The organism is Anaerococcus ihuae, assembly GCF_928368155.1.
Taxonomy (GTDB): Bacteria; Bacillota; Clostridia; order Tissierellales; family Peptoniphilaceae; genus Anaerococcus; species Anaerococcus ihuae.
Window position 1 is genome coordinate 80,891 of sequence record NZ_CAKMRU010000002.1, and the last position, 23,402, is coordinate 104,292.

General features: G+C 33.7%; 15 protein-coding genes and 3 rRNA genes. 6 read left to right on the plus strand and 12 right to left on the minus strand.

Annotated features, from left to right (window positions below):
• The first annotated feature begins 57 nt into the window (after positions 1 to 57).
• Positions 58 to 2,037: a C69 family dipeptidase gene (locus L6653_RS05705; RefSeq protein ID WP_236785910.1), complete on the plus strand. Its 1,980-nt coding sequence runs from the start codon at positions 58 to 60 to the stop codon at positions 2,035 to 2,037.
• A gap of 883 nt (positions 2,038 to 2,920) precedes the next feature.
• Here L6653_RS05705 and megL read toward each other — a convergent pair.
• Complete coding sequence (megL, locus tag L6653_RS05710) at positions 2,921 to 4,111, minus strand: methionine gamma-lyase (protein WP_236785911.1); 1,191 nt, start codon at positions 4,109 to 4,111, stop codon at positions 2,921 to 2,923.
• Between the two features lie 78 nt (positions 4,112 to 4,189).
• Here megL and L6653_RS05715 point away from each other — a divergent pair, with 78 nt between their 5' ends.
• On the plus strand, positions 4,190 to 5,107 hold the full coding sequence (locus L6653_RS05715; RefSeq protein WP_236785912.1) for a LysR family transcriptional regulator: 918 nt from the start codon (positions 4,190 to 4,192) through the stop codon (positions 5,105 to 5,107).
• Here the strand turns inward: L6653_RS05715 and L6653_RS05720 are convergent.
• The gene (locus L6653_RS05720) at positions 5,070 to 6,464 is read right to left on the minus strand and encodes a Na+/H+ antiporter NhaC family protein (RefSeq protein WP_236785913.1); all 1,395 of its coding nucleotides are present in this window, start codon (positions 6,462 to 6,464) and stop codon (positions 5,070 to 5,072) included. The two genes, L6653_RS05715 and L6653_RS05720, sit on opposite strands and share 38 nt — an antisense overlap.
• A 359-nt stretch (positions 6,465 to 6,823) precedes the next feature.
• On the opposite strand from L6653_RS05720, the gene L6653_RS05725 reads away from it, so the two are divergent.
• Entirely contained in the window at positions 6,824 to 7,777 is a 954-nt protein-coding gene (locus L6653_RS05725) for a 3-hydroxyacyl-CoA dehydrogenase (protein WP_236785914.1), read from the plus strand.
• Between the two features lie 350 nt (positions 7,778 to 8,127).
• Here L6653_RS05725 and rrf read toward each other — a convergent pair.
• The 6 genes from rrf to L6653_RS05755 form a co-directional block, all read right to left on the minus strand.
• Positions 8,128 to 8,244 (minus strand): 5S ribosomal RNA (gene rrf / locus L6653_RS05730).
• Between the two features lie 49 nt (positions 8,245 to 8,293).
• Positions 8,294 to 11,355 (minus strand): 23S ribosomal RNA (locus L6653_RS05735).
• Between the two features lie 222 nt (positions 11,356 to 11,577).
• Positions 11,578 to 13,103, minus strand: a 16S ribosomal RNA gene (locus L6653_RS05740).
• The 16S, 23S and 5S rRNA genes sit together here, the layout of an rRNA operon.
• 440 nt (positions 13,104 to 13,543) lie before the next feature.
• Positions 13,544 to 15,328, minus strand: a complete 1,785-nt coding sequence (gene pepF / locus L6653_RS05745) for an oligoendopeptidase F (protein ID WP_236785915.1) — start codon at positions 15,326 to 15,328, stop codon at positions 13,544 to 13,546.
• 9 nt (positions 15,329 to 15,337) lie between these two features.
• A complete protein-coding gene (locus L6653_RS05750; protein ID WP_236785916.1) occupies positions 15,338 to 16,003 on the minus strand; it encodes a rhomboid family intramembrane serine protease in 666 nt (221 codons plus the stop codon).
• A gap of 12 nt (positions 16,004 to 16,015) precedes the next feature.
• Positions 16,016 to 17,128: a glycerate kinase family protein gene (locus tag L6653_RS05755; RefSeq protein ID WP_236785917.1), complete on the minus strand. Its 1,113-nt coding sequence runs from the start codon at positions 17,126 to 17,128 to the stop codon at positions 16,016 to 16,018.
• Between the two features lie 334 nt (positions 17,129 to 17,462).
• On the opposite strand from L6653_RS05755, the gene ahpC reads away from it, so the two are divergent.
• On the plus strand, positions 17,463 to 18,032 hold the full coding sequence (gene ahpC / locus L6653_RS05760) for an alkyl hydroperoxide reductase subunit C (RefSeq protein WP_060802970.1): 570 nt from the start codon (positions 17,463 to 17,465) through the stop codon (positions 18,030 to 18,032).
• Complete coding sequence (gene ahpF, locus L6653_RS05765) at positions 18,032 to 19,558, plus strand: alkyl hydroperoxide reductase subunit F (protein WP_236785918.1); 1,527 nt, start codon at positions 18,032 to 18,034, stop codon at positions 19,556 to 19,558. Before ahpC ends, ahpF begins: the two co-directional genes overlap by 1 nt.
• Positions 19,559 to 19,752: 194 nt before the next feature.
• Here ahpF and L6653_RS05770 read toward each other — a convergent pair whose 3' ends face one another.
• Positions 19,753 to 20,259, minus strand: coding sequence for a helix-turn-helix domain-containing protein (locus L6653_RS05770; RefSeq protein WP_236785919.1), 507 nt, complete (start codon positions 20,257 to 20,259; stop codon positions 19,753 to 19,755).
• A 135-nt stretch (positions 20,260 to 20,394) separates the two neighbouring features.
• On the opposite strand from L6653_RS05770, the gene L6653_RS05775 reads away from it, so the two are divergent.
• The gene (locus L6653_RS05775) at positions 20,395 to 20,877 is read left to right on the plus strand and encodes a TM2 domain-containing protein (protein WP_236785920.1); all 483 of its coding nucleotides are present in this window, start codon (positions 20,395 to 20,397) and stop codon (positions 20,875 to 20,877) included.
• 617 nt (positions 20,878 to 21,494) lie between these two features.
• Here L6653_RS05775 and L6653_RS05780 read toward each other — a convergent pair.
• Genes L6653_RS05780 through L6653_RS05790 form a run of 3 tightly spaced genes read right to left on the minus strand, consistent with a single transcriptional unit; the run spans position 21,495 to position 23,370 of the window.
• Complete coding sequence (locus tag L6653_RS05780) at positions 21,495 to 22,409, minus strand: DUF4234 domain-containing protein (RefSeq protein WP_236785921.1); 915 nt, start codon at positions 22,407 to 22,409, stop codon at positions 21,495 to 21,497.
• Positions 22,409 to 22,954 (minus strand): zinc ribbon domain-containing protein, encoded by a 546-nt coding sequence (locus tag L6653_RS05785; RefSeq protein ID WP_236785922.1) that lies wholly within the window; start codon positions 22,952 to 22,954, stop codon positions 22,409 to 22,411. The genes L6653_RS05780 and L6653_RS05785 overlap by 1 nt, the downstream gene beginning before the upstream one ends.
• 20 nt (positions 22,955 to 22,974) lie before the next feature.
• The gene (locus L6653_RS05790; protein ID WP_236785923.1) at positions 22,975 to 23,370 is read right to left on the minus strand and encodes a DUF2752 domain-containing protein; all 396 of its coding nucleotides are present in this window, start codon (positions 23,368 to 23,370) and stop codon (positions 22,975 to 22,977) included.
• Positions 23,371 to 23,402 lie beyond the last annotated feature (32 nt).

The following is a 23,402-nucleotide window of genomic DNA, read 5'->3' on the forward strand; positions in this document are numbered from 1 at the left end:
TTGGTAACGTTTGTCTAATTTCTTTTATTGTTTTATAATATGATTTGGAGGTATACTATGAAAATATTTAATAAATTATGTGTTTTTGCACTTAGTGCAGTATTTTTATTTACTGCTCTTGCCTTGCCTGCAAAGGCTTGTACAGGAGTTATAGTTGGTAGTGATTTGACCGAAGATGGTACCACAATTTTTGGTCGTACAGAGGATTTGGAAATAAACCACAATAAGGTTTACAAAATCAATGAAGCTGGTAAGTACAAAAAAGGAGAAAAACTTGTAGATGTTTCTTACGCAGAAAAAGGTGGATATGAATTTGAACTTCCACATGATTCTTATCGTTTTACATCAATAAGTGATACAACTCCAGAATATGGTATGTTTGATGAAGCAGGTTACAACGAAAAAGGTCTTATAGCTGACATGACAGTTTCTGCTTCTGCAAATGAAGAAATTCAAAAAGTTGACCCATATCTTGATGGGGAAGAAGAAGGAAAGCCTATAGGAATTTCTGAAGCTATAATGCCAACAGTTATTTTATCAAGTGCAGATAATGCTCTAGATGCTGTAAAATTATTGGCAGACGAAGTAGCTACAAAAGGTGCTGCTGAAGGAAATGCTCTTGTAATTTCTGACAAAACTGATTTATGGTATGTAGAAATTTATTCAGGTCATGAATTTGTTGCAATGAAATATCCTAAAGATAAATTCTCAGTTTTCCCTAACACATTCTGGCTCAACGAAGCAAAACTTACAAAAGGCGAAGAAAGTGAAAATTATATAATGAGTGAAGATGAAAATTATCTTTATTCAAAGGGTATTTTCGAAACAGCTAAAAAAGCAAATACTTTTGAAGGAAATGAAGATGAAAGAGTAATTGATCTTGCAAAATCTTATGCAGAAAAAGAACTTTCACCATCAAACCGTTCAAGAGTAGCATCTGGAATCAAATTCTTAAATCCTGATTCAGATGTTGACATGAAAACTGAAACTTACGAATTTTTACAAGATGCCAAAAAAGGTTCAATCTCAGTTAAAAATGTAATGGACTTTACAAGAAATAGACTTGAAAACTTTGATATAGAAGCAAACGATAGGGGAAGAGATGATGCTTATCCAATAGGAAATAGAAATACTATGGAATCACACATCTTCCAAGTTCCAGAAAATGCAGAAGCAACAAATCCTGGAATAATGTGGTTAACACTTGGTTCACCACTCGTTCAACCATATGTTGCCTACTATCCAAACCAAGAAGGATCAATTGATAAAGTTTCAAACGAAACAAACGACCCAGACAAAGAAAATTCACACTATTGGTTGGCAATGGATACCTTACACATGGTTGAAGCAAACAGAGATGACTTTATGAAAGATATCACTCCAGAAATTGACAAATTTGAAAAAGAACAAATTTCAAATACAAAAGTTTCAGGAGAAAAAGATCCAACAGAAAAGAATAAAGAAGAAGCTCAAAAATCATTCGATTTATTAAAAGGATTTAACAAAGATCTTGAAGAAAAATATAAAGATTACCTAAAGAAAAACGACTACACCTACACCTTCTACGGAAGAAGAGCTACTGAAAACTTCTCAGAAACAACAATGGATGTTAAAAAAGACACAAGCGACACCTATCTAAATCTTCAAGTAGAAGCAAATGAAGAAGGAACAGGTGGAGAAATCAAAATTGTAGATGCTTACGGCAATCCAGTAGAAAAACTAAACAATCCAGTAAAAATCTCAATTCCAAAAAAAGCCTTCGAAAAACAAGCAAAATTTGAAGCAAAAGGCGATAAAATTGATGTAAAAGAAGAAGACGACAAATACGTATTCGAAACAGATAAATCCTCAATAAAATACCAAGAAGAAGGAAAAGAAGAAAAATCTGAATCAAACGAACAAACATCTTCTGATTCATCAAGCAATGAAGAAAATACTAAAAAATCAGAAAACAAATCAAACAAATCATTAATAGTAATAGCAGTTGCAGTAATAGCAGCAGTTATAGCAGTATTTTCAAGAAAAAAGAAAAACTAGAAAATAAAATAAAGTAGAAGTTAAAAATCGTATTGGAAAACCCAATACGATTTTTTTTAAGATAAATTTTAAAAAATTTACTAATTAAACAAATACAAAAATAACAACTCGATCAGATAAACAACCGTTAATTTCGATTGATTATCCCGATTTATCGTGCGTAGCAAGCGGAGAAATCTTGTGGTTAAAGTAAATAAAAAATAAAAAAAAGCAAAGAAATCTCAATAGAAAAATAAAAAAATATCCAAATATAACCAAGAGATCTCTCGACTTCGCTCAAGATGGGCTATTAATTTATGTACTCAGTGCCTTCGAATTATTGTAATATTTATATTATTTTTAAAATTCTTGAATAAAAAAATAAAAATATCAGATTAAAAATTATAAATAAAAATGAAATATAAATAGATAATTAAAAAATATAAAATTAGAAAAAAATAAAGCACACCACAAACCCATCTCGACTAAAGGAGCAAAGCGACTGCATGAAGAGATCTCATAGCAAAAGTAAGTAAAAATAAAAATATAGCAAAGAAATCTCAATGGAAAAATAAAAAAATATCCAAATATAACCAAGAGATCTCTCGACTGCTAAAACCCGTTTGCTTCGCAAACTTTACCGTGCTTATGAAAACCCATTTGCTTGGCAAATTTTTCCGTGATCTCGCACTAGTTTTCAGGATTTATAACCGAAATCAACGGTTATAAATCTGCACTAGTTTTATGGAAAAATATGCCAAATTAAGGCATATTTTTCTGCTCAAGATGGGTTATATAATTTTCTAACTTTAATTGAGATGAAATTATTTAATTTTTATATTAGTAGTTATGAAACTTTATCAAAATAAAAAATCCCCCCTAAGGGAGATTTTTCATATAATTTTTATATGAGGTCTAAAGCTTGATTTAAATCTTCTATTATTTCATCTGCATCTTCTAGGCCTACTGATAGTCTTATTAAGCCTGGAGCTATTCCTGCTTCTTTTAGATCTTCTTCTGAGTAGGTTGAGTGGGTCATTGTTGCTGGGTGCTCTATTAATGTTTCTGCATCGCCCAAGCTTACTGCTAATGAACATAATTTTACGTTGTTCATTACTGTCCTTCCTGCTTCGATTCCACCTTTTACTTCGAAGGTTACCATTGCTCCGTAGTCTTTCATTTGTTTTTTGGCTACTTCGTGGTTTTTGAAGTCTTCAAGGCCTGGATAGTATACTTTTTCTACGTTTTTGTGTTTTTGTAGTGCTTCTACAACTTTTTTGGTGTTTGCTATGTGTTGTTTCATTCTTACTTCTAGGGTTTTCATTCCTCTAAAGATTAAAAATGCATCGTGGGCTGATAGGACTGAGCCTGTGAAGTCTTTTTGGCCTACTAGTCTTACTTGGGTCATTAATTCTTTTGATCCGCATGAAAATCCTGCTATTACGTCGCCGTGGCCGTTTAGGTATTTGGTTGCTGAGTGGACTACTATGTCTACTCCGAGTTTTAATGGATTTTGTAGGTATGGGGTTGCAAAGGTATTGTCTGCGATTACTAATGTATCTTTTGAGTTTTCTTTTGCTAGTTTTACTACTTCTTCTATATCTATTACGTCTAGTGTTGGGTTTGCTGGTGTTTCTAGATATACTATTCTTGTGTTGTCTTTTAAATGTTTTTTGACTTCTTCTAGGTCTGTCATATCTATAAATTCTACGTCTATGTTAAATTTTTTTATTTCGTTTAGGTATGCGAAGGTACATCCGTAAAGTGTTCCGCATGCTAGGATATGGTCGCCTGCTTTTATGAATGGCCAGATTGATGATGTGATTGCTCCCATTCCTGATGAGGTTGATACTGCGGCTTCTGCTCCTTCGAGTGCTGCTAGTTTTTTTTCTAGGGCATCGTTTGTTGGGTTTCCTAGTCTTGAATAGATAAATCCTTCTTCTTCTAGGGCAAATCTTCTTCCACCTTGTTCTGCATTGTCGAATATAAAGGTTGATGTTTGATATATTGGTAATCCGAGTGAACCGTATGTATCCTTTATTGCGCCTGCATGTATTGTTTCTGTTGCAAATGATCTTTTTTTGTTTTCTGTCATTTTTTAATCCTTTCTTACTATTCTTTCATTTTTACAAAATATTTAATATAATATATCCAAAGACACTAAGGAGATATTATGAATTTAAACAAAATTAATTATGCTATAGAAGTTTCTAAAACAGGTTCTATTTCCAAAGCTGCCAAAAACCTCTACACATCCCAGCCTGCCATTTCTATGGCCATAAATGATCTTGAAAAGGAACTGGGCTTTAAAATTTTTGATAGAAATCAAAGTGGAACTCAAACAACCGCCAAAGGTCTTGAGTATCTCATAAAATGCCAAGACTTAATGAGCAAATACAAAGAAATTCAAAGACAATATTCTACAGAGAATAAGGATATTTCTGAGCTTAGAATTTCTAGTCAACATTTTAATTTTGCTGTATCGGCCTTTATGAAATTAATTGACAAGTATAAGGATGATTCTTTTAAATTTTATCTAAAAGAAACTACATCTCTTGATGCAATTAACCACGTTGAAAACGATTATTCTGACCTAGCCTTTATTTATATAAATGATCCATATAGACAGGCCATTTTTAATTTGTTCAAAGAAAAATCTTTGTCATATGTTACGATTGCCAAGGTCATTCCTCATGTTTTCATTAACAAAGATCATCCTTTAGCAAATCAAGAATTGATTAGAATTGATGATCTTTATAAGTTTCCTATGATAATTTATGAGCAAAATGACACACAGATTTTACCGGAAGAATTTGTAAGCCTTCCTGATCACAAACAGGTTATCTACACCCAAGACAGGGGTACAACTTTGGGACTTATTTCCAACACAAACTCATTCAATGTTGGAACAGGTTGCCTTCATCCAGATAACGGATTTCCTAATATAAAAACAGTAAAGCTTGAAAATCCTGAAAATTTATCTATGGATATAGGTTATGTTTACAAATCTTCCAAAAATCTTTCAAAGCTTTGTAAGGAATACTTATCCCTAACTAAGCGTGAACTTGTTCATTGCCTTCCAAATTTTTAATATGATCAGCTACTTTTGATTCTGCCATATCATATTCAAAGTTCCATTTATCTTTTGCTTGAGTAAATGGTACATAGATTGAAATTATTGAAACCACTCCCAAAATAAATTGATACCAGAAATATGGTATGATTTGGAATGGTGCAACTAAACCTTCTGTAAAGCTTGCAGCTATCAATACTTGAGCAGCATAAGGTACTATTCCTTGGAATACACATGAAAATGTATCAAGAAGTGAAGCTGATCTTCTAGGATCAATCTTATATTCATTACACATTTTCTTTGCAATTGGACCTGAAATAATAATTGCAACAGTATTGTTAGCAATTGCTATATCAGCAAGAGAAACAAGAGCAGCTATACCAAGCTCACCAGATTTTTCTCCCTTAGCAAATTTTCTAATTTTAGCAATAATCCAATTGATTCCACCCTCTTTGGTAACCATATTAGAAAGACCACCAATTAGCATTGAAAGTAAGAAGATTTCAAACATTCCAGTGAATCCTTCCCACATAGTTTGAGAAAGAGCAAGTAAGTCAAATCCATTGTTCATAAGAAGAACAATACCAGATAAAACAATACCACCGGTCAAAACTAAAAATACATTGACTCCCATCAAAGCTACAACCAATACGAAAATATAAGGAATAATCTTAATAATATCGTAAGATAAATCTTTTTGAGCAGGTTGAGATTCTGGAGCACCCAAAATTAATAATAAAATGAAAGTAATAATACCAGCAGGAAGAGCCATTTTAATGTTCATCCTAAACTTATCTTTCATTTCACAATTTTGAGTTCTAGTAGCAGCGATAGTTGTATCAGAAATAACAGATAAGTTATCACCAAACATTGATCCACCAACCAAGGCACCAAGCATCAAAGCCATATTGATACCACCAGATTTAGCAAGACCAACAGCTATAGGTCCAAGAGCAGTAATAGTACCAACAGAAGAACCAGTAGCTATAGAAATGAAACAAGCTATCAAAAATACACCTGCAGTTAAAAATTTAGCAGGAACAAAAGAAAGTCCCAAACCAACTACAGAATCAACTCCACCAGAAGCAGAAGCAACAGCGGAGAAAGCGCCTGCCAATATGTAAATCAAACACATAATAATAATGTTTGAGTCGCCACAACCTTCAACCAAATTGTCGAATTTTTCATCAATACTTCCACCAAATAATAAAAATGCACTAATAATACCAACAAAAGCTGCAATAGGTGCAGGCAATTGATAAAAAGCCATTTCTACTCCTCTAACGTGAAGTACTATACCTGTGGCTAAGTAAATAACGATAAAAACCAAAAATGGAATTAACGCCTTACCAGAAACTTTTTCATTTTCTTTCACAATATTCACCCCTTCTTCTTAAAAATGATTACGTTTTCATAATTATAATATTACAAATAAAAAAACTTGTAAAATACATATAAATTATAAGACATATAAGAAAAACTTATGGTACAATAAAGTATTAAAAAATTAAAATAAAATATAAATATAAAATGAACTTGTAAATTCTCTATTTTATGAAATATAAAAAGAATAAAATTAAAATAACAAAAAAATTTTATAAATAAAATTAGAAAAATACCAAAAACGATATAAAAAAATTTTATTACAAAATATCAACCAATAGAATTTAAATACAAAGAAATGGGTAAAGATATAAAAGGAAAAAGAAAAAAAGAATAAAAAAGGAGAATAATATGAAAATAAAAAAAGTAACCATAGCAGGAGGAGGAGTCCTCGGAGCACAAATAGCCTACGTTACAGCTTTTCATGGATTTGACGTAACAATTTGGGGAAGAAGCGAAGGATCAATAGAAAGAGTAAAACCAAGAATAGATTACCTACACGAAATATTCACCAAAGAATTGATTGCATGTCCATCATATATCGGACAAGAAAATCCAAACTATCCAAGATCATTTTTCAATAACAAATCAGAAATAACAGAAGAAAAAATAGAAGAACTAAAAAAAGTAAACGAAAAAGTTTACACAGAAATGAAATACACAACAGACCTTAAAGAAGCATTTGACGATGCAGACCTTGTAATAGAGGCAATAGCAGAAGTAGTAGATGAGAAAAAAGCCTTCTACGAAAAAATTGCCCCATACCTAAAAGACGAAGCAATCCTAGTAACAAACTCATCAACCCTATTGCCATCAACCTTTAGAGAATATACAGGAAGAGAAGACAAATTCCTAAGCCTACACTTTGCAAATAATATCTGGAGACAAAATCTAGCAGAAGTAATGAAACAAGACAAAACAAGCGATGAAGCCTTCCAAACAGTAATAGAATTTGCAAAAGAAATAGGAATGTATCCAGCAGTAATCAAAAAAGAACAAGCAGGATATATCCTAAACTCAATATTAGTACCACTAATAAATGCAGGACTAATGCTATATGGTGACGATGTAGCAGAACCAGAAGATATAGATATGGACTGGAAAATAGGAACAGGATCCCCAAAAGGTCCATTTGAAATAATAGATATAGTAGGAATCACAACAGTTCTAAACATAACAAAAAGAAATCCACAAGCAAACGACCCAAATACACCAATAGGAAAAGCAGTAAAAAAACTAGAAGAAAGAGCAGCCAAAGGTCTAAAAGGAATAGAAACTGGCGAAGGATTCTACAAATACAAATAAAAGAAAAATGCGATGAAATAAAATTCTATTTCATCGCATTTTAAATTTAATATAAAATTTTTTATAAACTTACAAAAAAATAATTCAAAAATAAATTTATTTCCAAAATATTTCCAAAATATTTCCAAAAATACCATTATAATAAAAACTACATATTTAATATAATCACATAAATATGACTACATTTTTCATAAAATCAATCGATTCAAAAATTTTAATAAAATTCATAATCAATATTTAAAATTTCTATATTCATACAAAGTAAAAATTAAATTTTTAAAAACACAGTAAAATTTAAACAAATCGAAATATTTCACACAAAAAAAGACTAGCAAATGCTAGTCAAATTTGTTTGGCAACTTCCTAGTCTCCCGGGAGGTCTCCCTCCGAGTACCATCGGCGTTAGAAGGCTTAACTTCTGTGTTCGGTATGGGTACAGGTGTATCCCTTCTGCCATTGTCACCAGATATTTTATATTCTTTTTTTAAACCTCTTAATCAATAGCTATAAATATTTCCAGTCAAGATTTAAAGTTTAGTATCCATTAGCTTAATACATTACTGCACTTACACCTTGGACCTATCTAAGGTATTTTCTTTACCTACTCTGAGAAATCTTATCTTGAGGCCTGCTTCGTACTTAGATGCTTTCAGTACTTATCAATCCCGCACTTAGCTACCGAGCCATGCTAGTGGCCTAACAACTCGTACACCATTGGTGCGTCCATCCCGGTCCTCTCGTACTAAGGACAGCTCCTCTCAAATTTCTTACGCCCACGCTGGATAGGGACCGAACTGTCTCACGACGTTCTGAACCCAGCTCGCGTGCCTCTTTAATGGGCGAACAGCCCAACCCTTGGGACCTACTCCAGCCCCAGGATGAGACGAGCCGACATCGAGGTGCCAAACCTCCCCGTCGATGTGGACTCTTGGGGGAGATAAGCCTGTTATCCCCGGGGTAGCTTTTATCCGTTGAGCGATGGCCCTTCCATGCGGTACCACCGGATCACTAAGTCCGTCTTTCGACTCTGCTTGAGTTGTAGCTCTCGCAGTTAAGCTCGCTTGTGCCTTTATACTCTACGAATGGTTTCCGTCCATTCTGAGCGAACCTTTGAACGCCTCCGTTACTTTTTAGGAGGCGACCGCCCCAGTCAAACTGCCCAACTGACAATGTCCCATGCCCTGATTCAAGGGCTATGGTTAGAACTTTGATATTAAAAGGTTGGTATCCCACCAGTGACTCCTCCTAGATTGGCATCCAGATATCTCAGTCTCCCAACTATCCTGTACATTTAATCTCAAAATCCAATATCAGCCTACAGTAAAGCTCCACGGGGTCTTTCCGTCCTAGCGTGGGTAAGTCGCATCTTCACGACTACTACAATTTCACCGGATCCTTTGTTGAGACAGTGCCCAAATCGTTACACCTTTCGTGCGGGTCGGAACTTACCCGACAAGGAATTTCGCTACCTTAGGACCGTTATAGTTACGGCCGCCGTTTACTGGGGCTTAAGTTCTAGCCTTCGATTGCTCTAAGCCTTCCCCTTAACCTTCCAGCACCGGGCAGGTGTCAGCTCCTATACTTCATCTTGCGATTTTGCAGAAACTTGTGTTTTTGGTAAACAGTCGCTTGGGCCTGGTTTCTGTGGCCAAATCTCTTTGGCTCCCCTTCTCCCGAAGTTACGGGGACATTTTGCCGAGTTCCTTAACAAAGGTTCTTCCGCGCGTCTTGGTATTCTCTACCTCCCTACCTGTGTCGGTTTTGGTACGGGCGCTTTGGTCTGGATAGTGACTTTTCTTGGCAACATGGAGTCATCAACTTCTCTACTTATGTTTTCGATACCTATCGGCTTTCAGAATTTGTGAAAAGCGGATTTGCCTACTTTTCTTCCTACGGCTTTAGACCATCATCCATCGGATGGCTTTGATTATCCTTTTGCGTCATCACGTCTCTCTTAACGACTTCAAGCGGTACAGGAATATAAACCTGTTATCCATCGCCTACGCCTTTCGGCCTTGGCTTAGGTCCCGACTTTCCCTGAGGGGACGAGCCTTGCTCAGGAGTCCTTAGGGTTTCGACGGGAGTGATTCTCACACTCCTTCTCGCTACTCATGCCAGCATTCTCTCTTGTATTAGATCCACTTTTGCTTTCGCCTTGGCTTCGTCTCTAATACAATGCTCCTCTACCACTAATAGAGGTATTAAGTTTAGCTATGAGTCCTAGTTTTTAACTCTTAACCAGTGATTGTTAGTTCATAATTTCTTATGTTACTCACTTTGACTTTAGACTTGTGTTTTTTTGAATATTTTTCTTTAATATCCTATCTTTATGTCTGCGTCTGAAATTTGTATTTTCTTAATCTCTTCTGTTTTTGTTAAATATTTCCTAGTCTCATTTGTAAACTTAATCCCTCTATTAATCCGAAGCTTCGGTATTGAATTTAGCCCCGTTCATTTTCGGCGCAAACCCACTTGACCAGTGAGCTATTACGCATTCTTTAAATGCATGGCTGCTTCTAAGCCAACGTCCTGGTTGTCTTAGTAGATTCACATCCTTTTCCACTTAATTCAAATTTTGGGACCTTAGCTGTCGGTCTGGGCTGTTTCCCTTTCGACTTAGAAGCTTATCCCCCTAAGTCTGACTCCCTGACTTGATTTTTTGGCATTCGGAGTTTGATAGGTTTTGGTACGGATCTCCGCCCTAGACCATTCAGTGCTCTACCTCCTAAAATCTTAGGTCAGAGGCTAGCCCTAAAGCTATTTCGAGGAGAACCAGCTATCTCCGGGTTCGTTTGGTTTTTCGCCCCTATCCACAGTTCATCCGATGCGTTTTAAACCGCACCCGGTTCGAGCCTCCATTGAATTTTACTTCAACTTCACTCTGACCATGGATAGATCACCCGGTTTCGGGTCTATTCTAACTTACTTTGGCCCTATTAAGACTCGCTTTCGCTACGGCTTCTGATCTTAAATCATTAACCTTGCAATTTAGAATAACTCGCTGGCCCATTCTACAAAAGGTACGACATCACGTTCTCTCACGCTCTGTCTGCTTGTAGGCACTAGGTTTCAGGTTCTATTTCACTCCCCTTGCGGGGTTCTTTTCACCTTTCCCTCACGGTACTTGTTCACTATCGGTCACATGTTAGTATTTAGCCTTAGGGGATGGGCCCCCTATCTTCACACCGGGTTACTCGTGCCCGGTGATACTTTCCCTCTTACTTTCTTAAATCTTTCGTTTACAAGACTTTCACTTTCTTTGGTTTAGCTTTTCAGATAATTCTACTAGATTTAAAATCGTTTAATGAGTTAGGCTCTTTTCCGTTCGCTCGCCGCTACTTAGAAAATCGATGTTTCTTTCTTTTCCTCCTGCTACTTAGATGTTTCAGTTCGCAGGGTATCGCCTTACTAAGCTATGTATTCACTTAGTAATGATTGTGTCTTCCACAACCGGGTTGCCCCATTCGGAGACCTAGGGGTCAATGCTTTTTGTGAGCTTACCCTAGTTTTCGTTCACTTACGTCCTTTTTCGCCTTCATGTGCCAAGGCATCCACCTTGTGCCCTTGCTTTCTTGACTGGAAATATTTATAGCTATTTAATTTTATTAGGTTCTAATGGAATTGTCACAGCGAATTTATGAGCTGATGAAATTCCTTATGCAGGGATTTTTGATTTTTCAAAAATCATCGCATTTTTTGCCCTCATTATATAGAAAAGTAAATTACTCCTTTTAACTTAACGAAGTTAATTTTAAAATTTCTTTTGGGTAAAAGTCAGCGTACCGACTTTTTACTCTTAGAAAGGAGGTGATCCAGCCGCACCTTCCGATACGGCTACCTTGTTACGACTTCACCCCAGTTACTGACCCTACCTTCGACTGCTACGTCCAATTGGTTCGCTCACAGGCTTCGGGTATTGCCAACTCCCATGGTGTGACGGGCGGTGTGTACAAGACCCGGGAACGCATTCACCGCGACATTCTGATTCGCGATTACTAGCAACTCCAACTTCATGTACTCGAGTTGCAGAGTACAATCCGAACTGGGACAGGTTTTGTGAGTTTCGCTTCAGATCGCTCTTTCGCTGCCCTGTGTACCTGCCATTGTAGCACGTGTGTAGCCCAAGTCATAAAGGGCATGATGATTTGACGTCGTCCCCACCTTCCTCCGGTTTATCACCGGCAGTATCGCTAGAGTCCCCAACTTAATGATGGTAACTAACGATAGGGGTTGCGCTCGTTATGGGACTTAACCCAACATCTCACGACACGAGCTGACGACAACCATGCACCACCTGTATTACAGTTGACCGAAGTCATAGAAAATTATCTCTAATTTTCGCCGTAATATGTCAAGACTTGGTAAGGTTCTTCGCGTTGCGTCGAATTAAACCACATGCTCCGCTGCTTGTGCGGGTCCCCGTCAATTCCTTTGAGTTTCACACTTGCGTGCGTACTCCCCAGGCGGAGTGTTTAATGCGTTAGCTGCGGCTCCCAGATTATTCCAAGAACCTAACACTCATCGTTTACAGCGTGGACTACCAGGGTATCTAATCCTGTTTGCTACCCACGCTTTCGTACCTCAGCGTCAGATGATGACCAGAAAGTCGCCTTCGCCACCGGTATTCTTCCTAATATCTGCGCATTTCACCGCTACACTAGGAATTCCACTTTCCCTTCCATCTCTCAAGCCTTGCAGTTTTAAAAGCTTTATATAGTTGAGCTATATTATTTCACTTCTAACTTACTAGGCCGCCTACGTACCCTTTACGCCCAATGATTCCGGACAACGCTCGGTCCATACGTATTACCGCGGCTGCTGGCACGTATTTAGCCGGACCTTATTCTTATGGTACTGTCATTTTCATCCCATAAAAAAGATTTTTACAACCCGAAGGCCTTCTAAATCACGCGGCGTCGCTGCATCAGGGTTTCCCCCATTGTGCAAAATTCCCCACTGCTGCCTCCCGTAGGAGTTTGGGCCGTGTCTCAGTCCCAATGTGGCCGTACACTCTCTCAAGCCGGCTACTGATCGTCGCCTTGGTGGGCTTTTATCTCACCAACTAGCTAATCAGACGCAAGTCCATCTTACACCGATAAATCTTTGGTCACTATATCATGCGATATTTTGACGTTATAGGGTATTATTCTTCGTTTCCAAAGGCTATCCCCTTGTGTAAGGCAGGTTACTCACGTGTTACTCACCCGTTCGCCACTAATTCACTTAAAATCATTCCGAAGAAATCAACTAAGCTTCATCGTTCGACTTGCATGTGTTATGCACGCCGCCAGCGTTTATCCTGAGCCAGGATCAAACTCTCAATTATAGTTTGATCTTGACTTTTGTCATTTTTCGTTTGGTTTACTCAAAGTAATTCACTTTACTTTTCTTGTAGTTTCTATATATTTTTTGAGGTTCAATGTCGTTATCTCGTAACGACTATTATATAATACCACATTCATTTTATCTTGTCAAGTATTTTTTTAATTTTTTTATTAAAATCTTACTTTTCAGATTGTTTGTCTGAAGTGATATCGAATATATAATACACTATATTTTTTCGCTTGTCAAATTTTTTTGAAAATTTATTTTTCGTATTTGACTTGCTTCTTTAACAGTGCCTTTATTTAATACTAGGATTTCTTGTCTTTGTCAAATATTTTTCCTGATTTTTTTAAATTTAAAAAAGAGCCCTTGTTTTCAAGCTTTTTCTTAAAGATTTTATGCTTGTTGAGCTCTTTTTGATTTTTATTTTTAATTTTTATTTTATTTTTCTAGAGATCTTTTTAATTCTTCTAGTTTTTCTTTACAAACATCCATGGCTTTTTGGAGTGAATCTTTTTTGGTCATATCTACTCCTGCCTCTTTTAATACTTCTAATGGATATTTACTTTTTCCTGCTTTTAGGAAGTTAAGATATTTTTCTAAATCTTTTTCGTCTCCGTGAAGGATTTTTTCTGATAGGCTTACTGCTGATGAAAATCCTGTTGCGTATTGGAATACGTAGTAGAACATATAAAAGTGTGGGATTCTTGCCCATTCTGTTGATATATATTTGTCTACTTCTATATCTTTTCCAAAATAATCTACGTTTAGGTCGTGGTAGATTTGGTTTAATTTTTCTGCTGTTACTGGCATTGAATTTTCTACTAATTTGTTTGCTTCTAGTTCGAATTCCGCAAACATTGTTTGCCTAAAGACTGTTGATTTGAATGAATTTACGTAGTGGTTTAGTAAATAGGCTTTTTCTTTTTCGTCTTTGGCATGGTCTATCATATAGTTTAATAATAGAAGTTCGTTTGTTGTTGATGCTATCTCTGCCAAAAATATTGAATAGTCTCCATAGATATATGGTTGGGTTTTTCTTGTGTAGTATGAATGCATTGAATGTCCCAATTCATGAGCTGTTGTAAAGAGTGAATCTAGGGAGTCATTATAGTTTAATAAAATGTATGGTTCTGTATCGTAGGATCCGGATGAATATCCTCCTGATCTTTTTCCTTCGTTTTCCATTACATCAAACCATCTATCTTCAAATCCTTCTCTTGCTTTTTTAATGTAGTCTTCTCCGAGTGGAGCTAGGGCTTTTAGGATTAATTCTTTCGCTTCATCAAAAGTGTAGGTTTTGTTATAGTCTTCTACTAATGGTAGGTAGATATCGTAAAATCCTAAATCATCAAGGCCCAAAACTTCTTTTCTTAGACTGGTGTAATCTCTGTGGATTTCTATATTATCGTGGATTACTTCTATTAGATTATCGTAAACTTTTTCGTCAATGTTGTTTGCAAACAGACTCATAGCTCTTGCTGAATCGAATTTTTTAAGTTTTGCTATGGTATTATTTGCTGTCATTTCCCCATCAAGAAGAGATGCTGCTGTGTTTTCAAATTGCTTGTAAACTGTATAATATTTTTCATAAACTTCTTTTCTAAATTCACGATTTGAATCTAGTTCTAGGTTTGTAAAGTTTGCGTCTGTGATTTGGATTTCTTCATCGCCTTTTTTTACTTTTGGAAATTTTAGGTCAGCGTTTGAAAAAATCATATAGGTATTTTGTGGGTTTTGGGTCAATTTTGAAAATGAAGCTATGATTTTTTCTTCGTTTTCACCCAAGGTGTGGTCTTTATTTCTAAATAAATCTTCAAAATAATGGTCGTAAATTTTTAGCTCTTCTTTTTCTTCTATATATCTTTGTACTTTTTCGTAATCTTCTGACAAAATTTCTGGTGTTATAAAGGAAAGTTCTTGGGCAAGATTTGCAAATAAGTTATCTGCAATTTTTGACATTTCTTGATATTTTGCAACTCTTGTGTCTTCATCGGATTTTAATGAAGCATAAACACCGAGTTTTGAAAATTTTCTTTCTAATTTTTCATCTGTCTTTAAAAAATCGTAAAGACTGTCAGCTGATTCTAGAATTCTTCCTTTATATGTCTTTGTTTTTTCGATTAAGTTTTTTACTTCTCCTACTTCTTTGTAGAAATCTTCGTCTTTTTTATAAATTTTTTCTGTGTCCCATTTTAGGGACTTGTCTATATCTTTTCTGTCCATTTTTTCTCCTTATAAAGCTTGTGCTACTGATTTGTTTCCTATATATATAAAGCCCATGGCTATTAATGCAAAGGCAATTATTGCAATAATTTTTGTGCTTGTTGGTAGGGTCATGTTCATTATTGGGAAAAATCCTGCAAGGATAAATCCTCCCAAAAGCCCACCAATGTGTCCTGTTATTCCAATTCCTGGAACCATAAAAGAATAAATAATATTTATCGCCACGATCCCTATAAAACTTGATCCAAATTGCCTTAGAAATTCATTGTCCCTGTAATTAAACATAATTCCAAGAGCAAGACCAAAAAGTCCATAAAGGGATGTGGAAGCTCCCGCTGATACGCTTGTAATTTCTCCAAAAGCATAGGTAAATAAATTTCCCATTATTCCACATAATAAATAAATAATCAGAAAATTTAAAGACCCATACAAGGATTCAAATGTATCACCAACACTATTTAAAAAATACATATTCATCAAAAGATGAAAAAATCCAATGTGGATAAAAATTGGGCAAAACAATCTCCACCATTCGCCCTGGTAAACGTGGATTTTGCTCATAGCATTAAATCTTAAAAGATTTTGAATATTTTCGCTGCCACCAGTGACAGTCATCAAAATAAATACTATGACATTGATTGCCATTAATATTCTAGTCATTTTTCCCTTCGCCATAACTCCTCTTTCTTATATTTTTACAGAAAGATTATCAGAAATAAAAGCTCTAGCAACAGATTTTATTTCCCTTTCATAATCTCCCCTTTCAAGATTTGATTTTATTTTAAATTTATAAACTTCATCTATATAAGGATTATCCCTCAAACTTTGGTAATCTTCATCTTGTAAGAAAATTATTTTTATATTTTCATTATATCTTTTGGCAAATTTAGAAAGATTAATAGAATTTTCCCCATTAAATTCATTAACATTTTCGCTAATAATCAAAAGATCCTTGTCCTTGACCTCTTTTTCAAAATCAAAAAGAGACAAAACAAGTTCCATAGAATTAGAAATTTGAGCCTTGAAAAATATATAAAGAGCCCAACAAACTCCGCCTCCAGCACCAAGATAAGGAAAATCTATCTCACTTACCCCCAAAAAATCGCTCACTTTTTTAGAAAAGTGCCTGCAAGCTTTCTCAAGTCGTAAAATTTCCTCAGGACTTGCACCCTTTCTTATTGGTCTTTTATCCAAAAAAGAATTTTTTTGAAAAAGAGTGAGAGGAAGGCTTGTAGCAATTTCAAAATTTGCATTCAAAACTCTCTTATCAAGACCAGATATGTCAATAGAATCAACCTTAATCATGTTTTTTGCAACCGGATTTAAAGAATTAAGATTTTTATCAAAAAATCTAACGCCCAAAGCATAGAGCATACCCATGCCCATATCATTTGTAGCCGTATCCCCAATTCCAATAAAAAAATTCTCACAGCCATTATTCAAACCATCAACAATCATCTCGCCAAGACCAATTGAAGAAGATTCCATAACATTTAAATTATCCTTGTATAAAAGCCTAAGACCACAAGCTTGAGCCATCTCCATAGCACACATATTTTTTTTGATAATATATCTAGCAGTCGAAGCCTCGCCTATAGGATCATGTACATTTACATAAGAAAAATCTCCACCAATAACTTCCTTGATACTTTCAACAGTCCCAAGTCCCCCATCCAAAAAAGGAAGAATAGAAACCTTGTTATTTTTATTTTCACTTTCTAACTCTTCTTTAAAATAATTTCCAATTTCGATAGAATTTTCAAAATCTTTAATTGAATCTAAAGCTAGTAATATATTCATAATTCACCTCAATTAGATTATACCCAAACTATATGGGCAAATTATTAATTATCTTTACCAATTGTAAATTCGATGATATAATTAAATAGAAAGTTTAGAAAATAAACTTTTACTGTTTAACTCATGGAAATCTTTTAAAAAAAGATTTCGCCCATCAAAGAGCCACTTAAAAACTTATAAGTGGCTTTTTAAAATGCCTTTCCATAAATTTTGGAAGGCATTTTTTTATTTTGAAAATTTAAGATATTGATTCAAAATTTATAATGAGTATAATTATCATATACTTTGTTTTTTATTTAAAATAAAGTAATTTTTTAAAAATATGGAGGATATTATGTCACTAATAGGAAAAAAATTACCTGAATTTAATTTGGATGCTTATGATCCAAAAACAAATGAATTTGTAAAGATAAGTGATAAGGACCTTGAAGGTGAATGGAAAGTTTTGATGTTTTATCCAGCAGACTTTACCTTTGTATGCCCTACAGAGCTTGAAGATTTGCAAGAAAAATATGGGCAATTAAAAGAGATGGGTGCAGAAGTTTATTCTGTAAGCGTTGATACACATTTTGTACACAAGGCTTGGCATGATGAAAGTGAAGCTATAGGAAAAATCCAATACAAAATGATTGGCGATTCAAACAAAGAACTTACAAAAGCTTTAGATATTTTAACAGAAGATGGAAAAGCTGACAGAGCAACTTTTGTTATAGACCCTGATAATGTTATCCAAGCATTAGAAATAAATGCGGGTGGAATAGGAAGAAAAGCAGAAAATAATATCTACAAAGTTAAAGCTGGTCAATATGTAAGAAAACATCCAGACCAAGTATGTCCTGCTAAATGGAATTCTGAAGATGATGATACACTAACTCCAGGACTTGACCTTGTTGGAAAAATCTAATGTTAGACAATAAATTAAAAGATCAGCTAAAGGCTTATCTTAAAATGCTAAAGTCCAATGTAACAATTGGACTTTCGCTAAATGAAGATGAAAATTCAAAAAAATTAAAATCTTTTATAGAAGAAGTGGAGTCTTTATCTGATAAGATAAAAATAAAAGAAGAAAATTTAAATTTCACCCCTGCTTTTAGCCTAAATGGAGAATTTGAACACGGAAAAATTGTTTTTGCAGGAATTCCTTTAGGACACGAGTTTGAATCATTTGTTCTTGCACTTTTACAAGTTGGTGGAATCGAACCAAAAATATCCAAGGAAGAAAAAGAAAGAATAAAGTCTATAAAGGAAAAAAGAAATTTTGAAACAATAGTTTCTCTTTCCTGCCACAACTGCCCTGAAGTTGTGCAAGCATTCAATATTATGGCAGTTTTAAACAAAAATATCTCTCACACAATGATTGAAGGTTCAATAAACCAAGATATATGTGATAAAAGAGATGTTATGGCAGTACCAGCAATTTTTGAAGATGGAGAATTTCTTGACGGGGGCAAAAAAACTATGGCAAGTCTTTTAGACCTTGTAGCAGAAAAAGTCCAAAAAGATTTATCCAATTTCAAAGATTACGATATCTTGATAGTAGGAGCAGGACCAAGTAGTGCTACAGCTGCAATTTATGGAGCAAGAAAAGGACTAAAAGTTGCAATAGTTGCAGACGAATTTGGTGGACAAGTAAACGAAACTCTCGATATAGAAAATATAACAGGAATCCTAAGAACAGAAGGACCTAAATATATGCTATCAGTCAAAAACCAAGTAGAAAATCTTGGTGTAGACATAATAGAGGGAGTAAAAGCTGTCGATTTCGAAAAAAAAGATGATGAATTTAATATTATCCTAGAAGATGGAGCAAAAATAAATAGTAAAAGCCTAATTTTTGCAACAGGAACAAGATGGAGACTTCTTGGAATAGATGGAGAAGAAAAATTCAAAAACAAGGGCGTAGCTTTTTGCACCCATTGTGATGGTCCCCTATTTAAAGGAAAAGACGTAGCAGTTATAGGAGGAGGAAACTCAGGAATAGAAGCGGCAATAGACCTTGCATCAATAGCAAAAACCGTTACAGTTCTTGAATTTTTACCAGAATTAAAGGCAGATAAAATATTACAAACAAAATTAGAATCCCTTCAAAACGTAAAAGTTATAACATCTGCCCAAACAACAAAACTCCTTGGTGATAAAAAACTAACAGGTCTTGAATATATAGATAGAAATACAAAAGAAGAAAAAACAATTGATCTTGACGGAGTTTTTATTCAAATCGGTCAAATTCCAAATACAGAATGGCTGGAAGGAAAAATAAAACTCACAGATAGGGGCGAAATCGAAGTAGAAAAAGACGGTTCAACAAATATAGAAGGAATATTTGCAGCAGGTGATGCAATAAATTCCCTTTATAAACAAATAATAATAGCAGCAGGATCAGGAGCAACAGCAGCCCTATCAGCCTTTAACTATTTAATAAGAAAATAAAAAATATGGAAATCTTGCAAAATGAATTAATCATCCCAATTTGTTAGAGTAAATTTTATGAAAATTTTGCCAAATTAGAAAGGTGATATTAAAAATCTTTTAAGAAAAGCCTCTAGCTATGGAACAATGATTCTTATAGTTTTGCAAGATCTCCATTATTTTTTTACTTAAATTTGATAAAGATACTAAAGTGCTCAATTTTCTTTTTTAAAAATATAATAAAAAACAATAAAGGGTGAAATTATAAAAATTACTGGCAAGACTAATTTTGAAAATGTGAAATAATCAATTTTTTCTAGTTTGTTTCCCATCTTCTTTATAGCTTGGGGAAAGGCTATTACTGAAAATGCTAGAAAAATTGTAAGTATTAAAAAAGGCATTTGTTTTGGGTCTTTGTTAAGGCCAGCTTCCATTATTCCAAAATAATATATTAAATAAAAAACAAGTCCTATAGCTGCATATAAAAAATCCCAAAAAATTTTTGAAATAAGAGATTCATTTTCTTTCTCATCGTTATTTTTAAAATATTTTATATCTACCCCAAAAATTTCAGATAATTTCACAAGATTTTCCATGGAAGGCTCGCTTGTTCCTTTTTCCCATTTAGATACAGCTTGTCTTGAAATATTTAATTCTTTTGCCAAATATTCTTGGGTTAAATTTAATTCTTTTCTTTTATTTTTAATTTTTTCTCCAATCATATGTCCTCCTTTTCTATTATTTTAAGGAATTTTTCAAAAAAAGCTAGCAACTATAAGGCAACTTGGATGATTTTTTCCTTTATTTTTAATATTTTTTGTAAATAATGATATAATTATAGAAAATAAGGAGGAATTATGGGCGAAATTATTAAAATCGAAATTGACAGTGTCGTTGTCGGTATGGACGACGGGTCTGTTGTTAGGGTTAATTTATCTGATGTAAATTTTCTTCCTCAAATAGGAGATAGGGTCAAAGTTTTTAAGGACGACAAGGGATATTTGCTAAGTAAAATAAAAGAAGAAAAATTTGTTGAAAAAGAAAGTAATCCTTACTATGACTTTGAAAAAAATGTGCCTGATGAAAGTAGGAAGGTTTACAACAATTATTATATAAATACTAGTATTCAAGATAAAAAGAAGGTCAATAAAATTGCCTATGTTCTTTTGGCATTTTTCTTGGGTGGATTTGGTGGCCACAAATTTTATTCTGGAAAAATTGGTACAGGAATTTTATATTTAATTTTTTCCTGGACCTTTATTCCTTCTATAATTGCCTTCGTAGAATTTTTAATTGCCCTTACTAAGTCTTCTGATGAAAATGGGGAAATATATGTATAAGAACTCTATTTTGAGTTCTTTTTTTAAAGAATAATTTTAAATTTTTAGATTATAAAATATCTTTTATTTGATTAAGTAAATTGAATTTTAATATCAAAACAAAGCTATACCTATCTCGAGCGCAGTCGAGAGATCTCTTTGGTTTAATATTTTCTCTATATTTACTTAATTCACGAGATCTCTCCACGCACTCGCTTTGCTCATACTAAAACCCGTTTTCTGGGCAAACTTTCTCGTGCTTATGAAAACTCATTTACTAGGTAAATTATTCCGTGCTCTCGCACTAGTTTTCAGGATTTATAACCGAAATCAACGGTTATAAATCTGCACTTAGTTTTAGGGATGATTGTGCCAAATCAAGGCGCAATCATCTGGTCTATATGTGTTAGTGTGAGATTCATTTTATTGCTAAAGTTTTTATTTTGATTTTTCGTAACTCATATTTTCAATAAATGCTAAAAATTTTGAAATCTAGAAATAAGTATGAAATAATAAATGTTCATAGTTTATAAAGAATCAATAAAAAAATACCAGAGCAACTATAAGTAAACTTTCTGGTATTTTGTGACTTTATTTTTCAGTTTAATTTTATAAATTTAATTGATTTTTACTATTTTTTAAAATCTAGAATTTTCTTGATTATACCCTCTGCATATCTTATTTAGGTTTTTTATTGTTATATTTCTTGCAACAAAATAACCAATTCCACAAATCCACCAACCTAAAATCAACCATAGTAGGAATGTTGAACCATTTTCTTGGATAGTATATCCATATCTTGGTCCGTTGGCTGCAAGTCTATTTGTCAAAGCATAATCCCAATAAATTCCATAAATTCCAAATGTAATTGTCGTTAAAATTATAAATTTCAATAATCCACTTGTATGTTCTCCATCTCCTGCACAAGCGATATTGACATCTCTTGATGCGGTATGAACAAAATATAGGAAATAAAATCCACAAGTTATTATATTTAGAAATATAAATAATAATAATGATCTATTTTCTTTTAACATCCCTTTAAAATCTCCCTCATCTTCTGTATATTTGTAAGCTTGTTCTTCTTTAACTTTTTTATTTTGTCTTTTTTTGGTGTTTGTATCTTTCGCAACTTTTGAACTAATTTTTTCTATTTCTTTCAAAAACAATCCAAATGCCGCCATAATTTCTGCTTTTAGGAAATTCGTATCTTTAATTTTATTGAAATATCCTTGTTCATAAATTTTATCTCCTGATGATTTTGAAATAAAATATATGGCAAGTGGAACTAATATAGATATTAAAACCAAAAATAAACTTATTATTGGTTTAAATTCGTATTCCCGGCTAAGTGATTTAACAATAAAATCAAAAATTCTAACTATCACTAGAAAACTTCCACTTACTAGTAAGAGGTTAAATAAATCTTTATGATCTGCCTTTTCCCATTGTTTTGAAACCGTAAAAAGACTATAAGCTAGAAAAACGACGGATAATAAGCTAAGGATGCTAGCTATAATATTAAATAATGATGAAAATAAAGACCCAATCATTAGAATATACCTCCTATAACTTTAAAAATTAAACTTACTAAATCTATTAGATAAACAATTGAAAAAATCACTAAAACGCATGCTGAAAATATAGATATTAATTTAATAAAAACGCTAGGCTTAAGTTCTACGCTAGTTATTTCTTCGCTATTAGAATTAAAGTTTATTTCATCCTCTGTAACTCCAGCTTTACCCAACAAATCTTGGAATTCTTCTTTTGCTTTTTGACTTTGCTCTTTTGTACTTTCTTTAAATTCTCCAATTTCTTTTTTTACACTAGACTTTACTTCTTCACTTTCTTCTCTGACCTTCTCTTTAAAAACGCCCATAGTTTGGTCAATATTATCTTCTATTTTTGTTTGATCTTTTTCAATTTCTTTTTTTACTTCTTCTAACTTTTCTTTGCCTAGATCTCTTTTTTCTTCAAAATTTTGAGTTTTCGTTGAATTCTCATCAAAACCTGATTTCGAAACAACTGGTTTACCGCATTCGCTACAAAACTTAGCACCTTGGACTAAATCTGCACCACAATTAGTACACTTCATTAAATCACCTCTTTTATTTCTTAATTAAATCCTTGGTAAATCCTATAAATTACTGAATCTTTTGGATTAAAAATAACTATATTATCGCTAGGATCTATCATCCTCATTATATAAACTAAAAAAAATAGACTTATTACAAGGAATATTCCTATTTTCTTAATCCTTTCTGGTATCTTATCTTTTAAAAAATATGATAATAATACTAAAGCTGGTATCGGAAAAAGTGGATGGTAGAAAAAGGCTTTTTGAGGTTTAAACTCAAGTAATGATATGTAGGCTCTGGTCATTCCACATCCCGGACAAGAAACTCCTGTTAAAGCCTTAATTGGGCAGGTGAATCCAAGGAGAAATAATAACCCATAAAATATTATAATAGCTAGTATAAAACATATAAAACTTTTAAATTTTTTCCTCATCAATTTCCTTTCGTTATCTAAACTAATAATAT

Coding starts and splice junctions, on each gene's coding strand:
- L6653_RS05775 (WP_236785920.1), top strand. CDS start 20,395: ATGGGCGAAATTATTAAAATCGAAATTGACAGTGTCGTTGTCGGTATG.
- ahpC (WP_060802970.1), top strand. CDS start 17,463: ATGTCACTAATAGGAAAAAAATTACCTGAATTTAATTTGGATGCTTAT.
- L6653_RS05705 (WP_236785910.1), top strand. CDS start 58: ATGAAAATATTTAATAAATTATGTGTTTTTGCACTTAGTGCAGTATTT.
- L6653_RS05770 (WP_236785919.1), bottom strand. CDS start 20,259: ATGATTGGAGAAAAAATTAAAAATAAAAGAAAAGAATTAAATTTAACC.
- L6653_RS05725 (WP_236785914.1), top strand. CDS start 6,824: ATGAAAATAAAAAAAGTAACCATAGCAGGAGGAGGAGTCCTCGGAGCA.
- L6653_RS05780 (WP_236785921.1), bottom strand. CDS start 22,409: ATGATTGGGTCTTTATTTTCATCATTATTTAATATTATAGCTAGCATC.
- L6653_RS05785 (WP_236785922.1), bottom strand. CDS start 22,954: ATGAAGTGTACTAATTGTGGTGCAGATTTAGTCCAAGGTGCTAAGTTT.
- megL (WP_236785911.1), bottom strand. CDS start 4,111: ATGACAGAAAACAAAAAAAGATCATTTGCAACAGAAACAATACATGCA.
- L6653_RS05715 (WP_236785912.1), top strand. CDS start 4,190: ATGAATTTAAACAAAATTAATTATGCTATAGAAGTTTCTAAAACAGGT.
- L6653_RS05755 (WP_236785917.1), bottom strand. CDS start 17,128: ATGAATATATTACTAGCTTTAGATTCAATTAAAGATTTTGAAAATTCT.
- ahpF (WP_236785918.1), top strand. CDS start 18,032: ATGTTAGACAATAAATTAAAAGATCAGCTAAAGGCTTATCTTAAAATG.
- L6653_RS05750 (WP_236785916.1), bottom strand. CDS start 16,003: ATGGCGAAGGGAAAAATGACTAGAATATTAATGGCAATCAATGTCATA.
- pepF (WP_236785915.1), bottom strand. CDS start 15,328: ATGGACAGAAAAGATATAGACAAGTCCCTAAAATGGGACACAGAAAAA.
- L6653_RS05790 (WP_236785923.1), bottom strand. CDS start 23,370: ATGAGGAAAAAATTTAAAAGTTTTATATGTTTTATACTAGCTATTATA.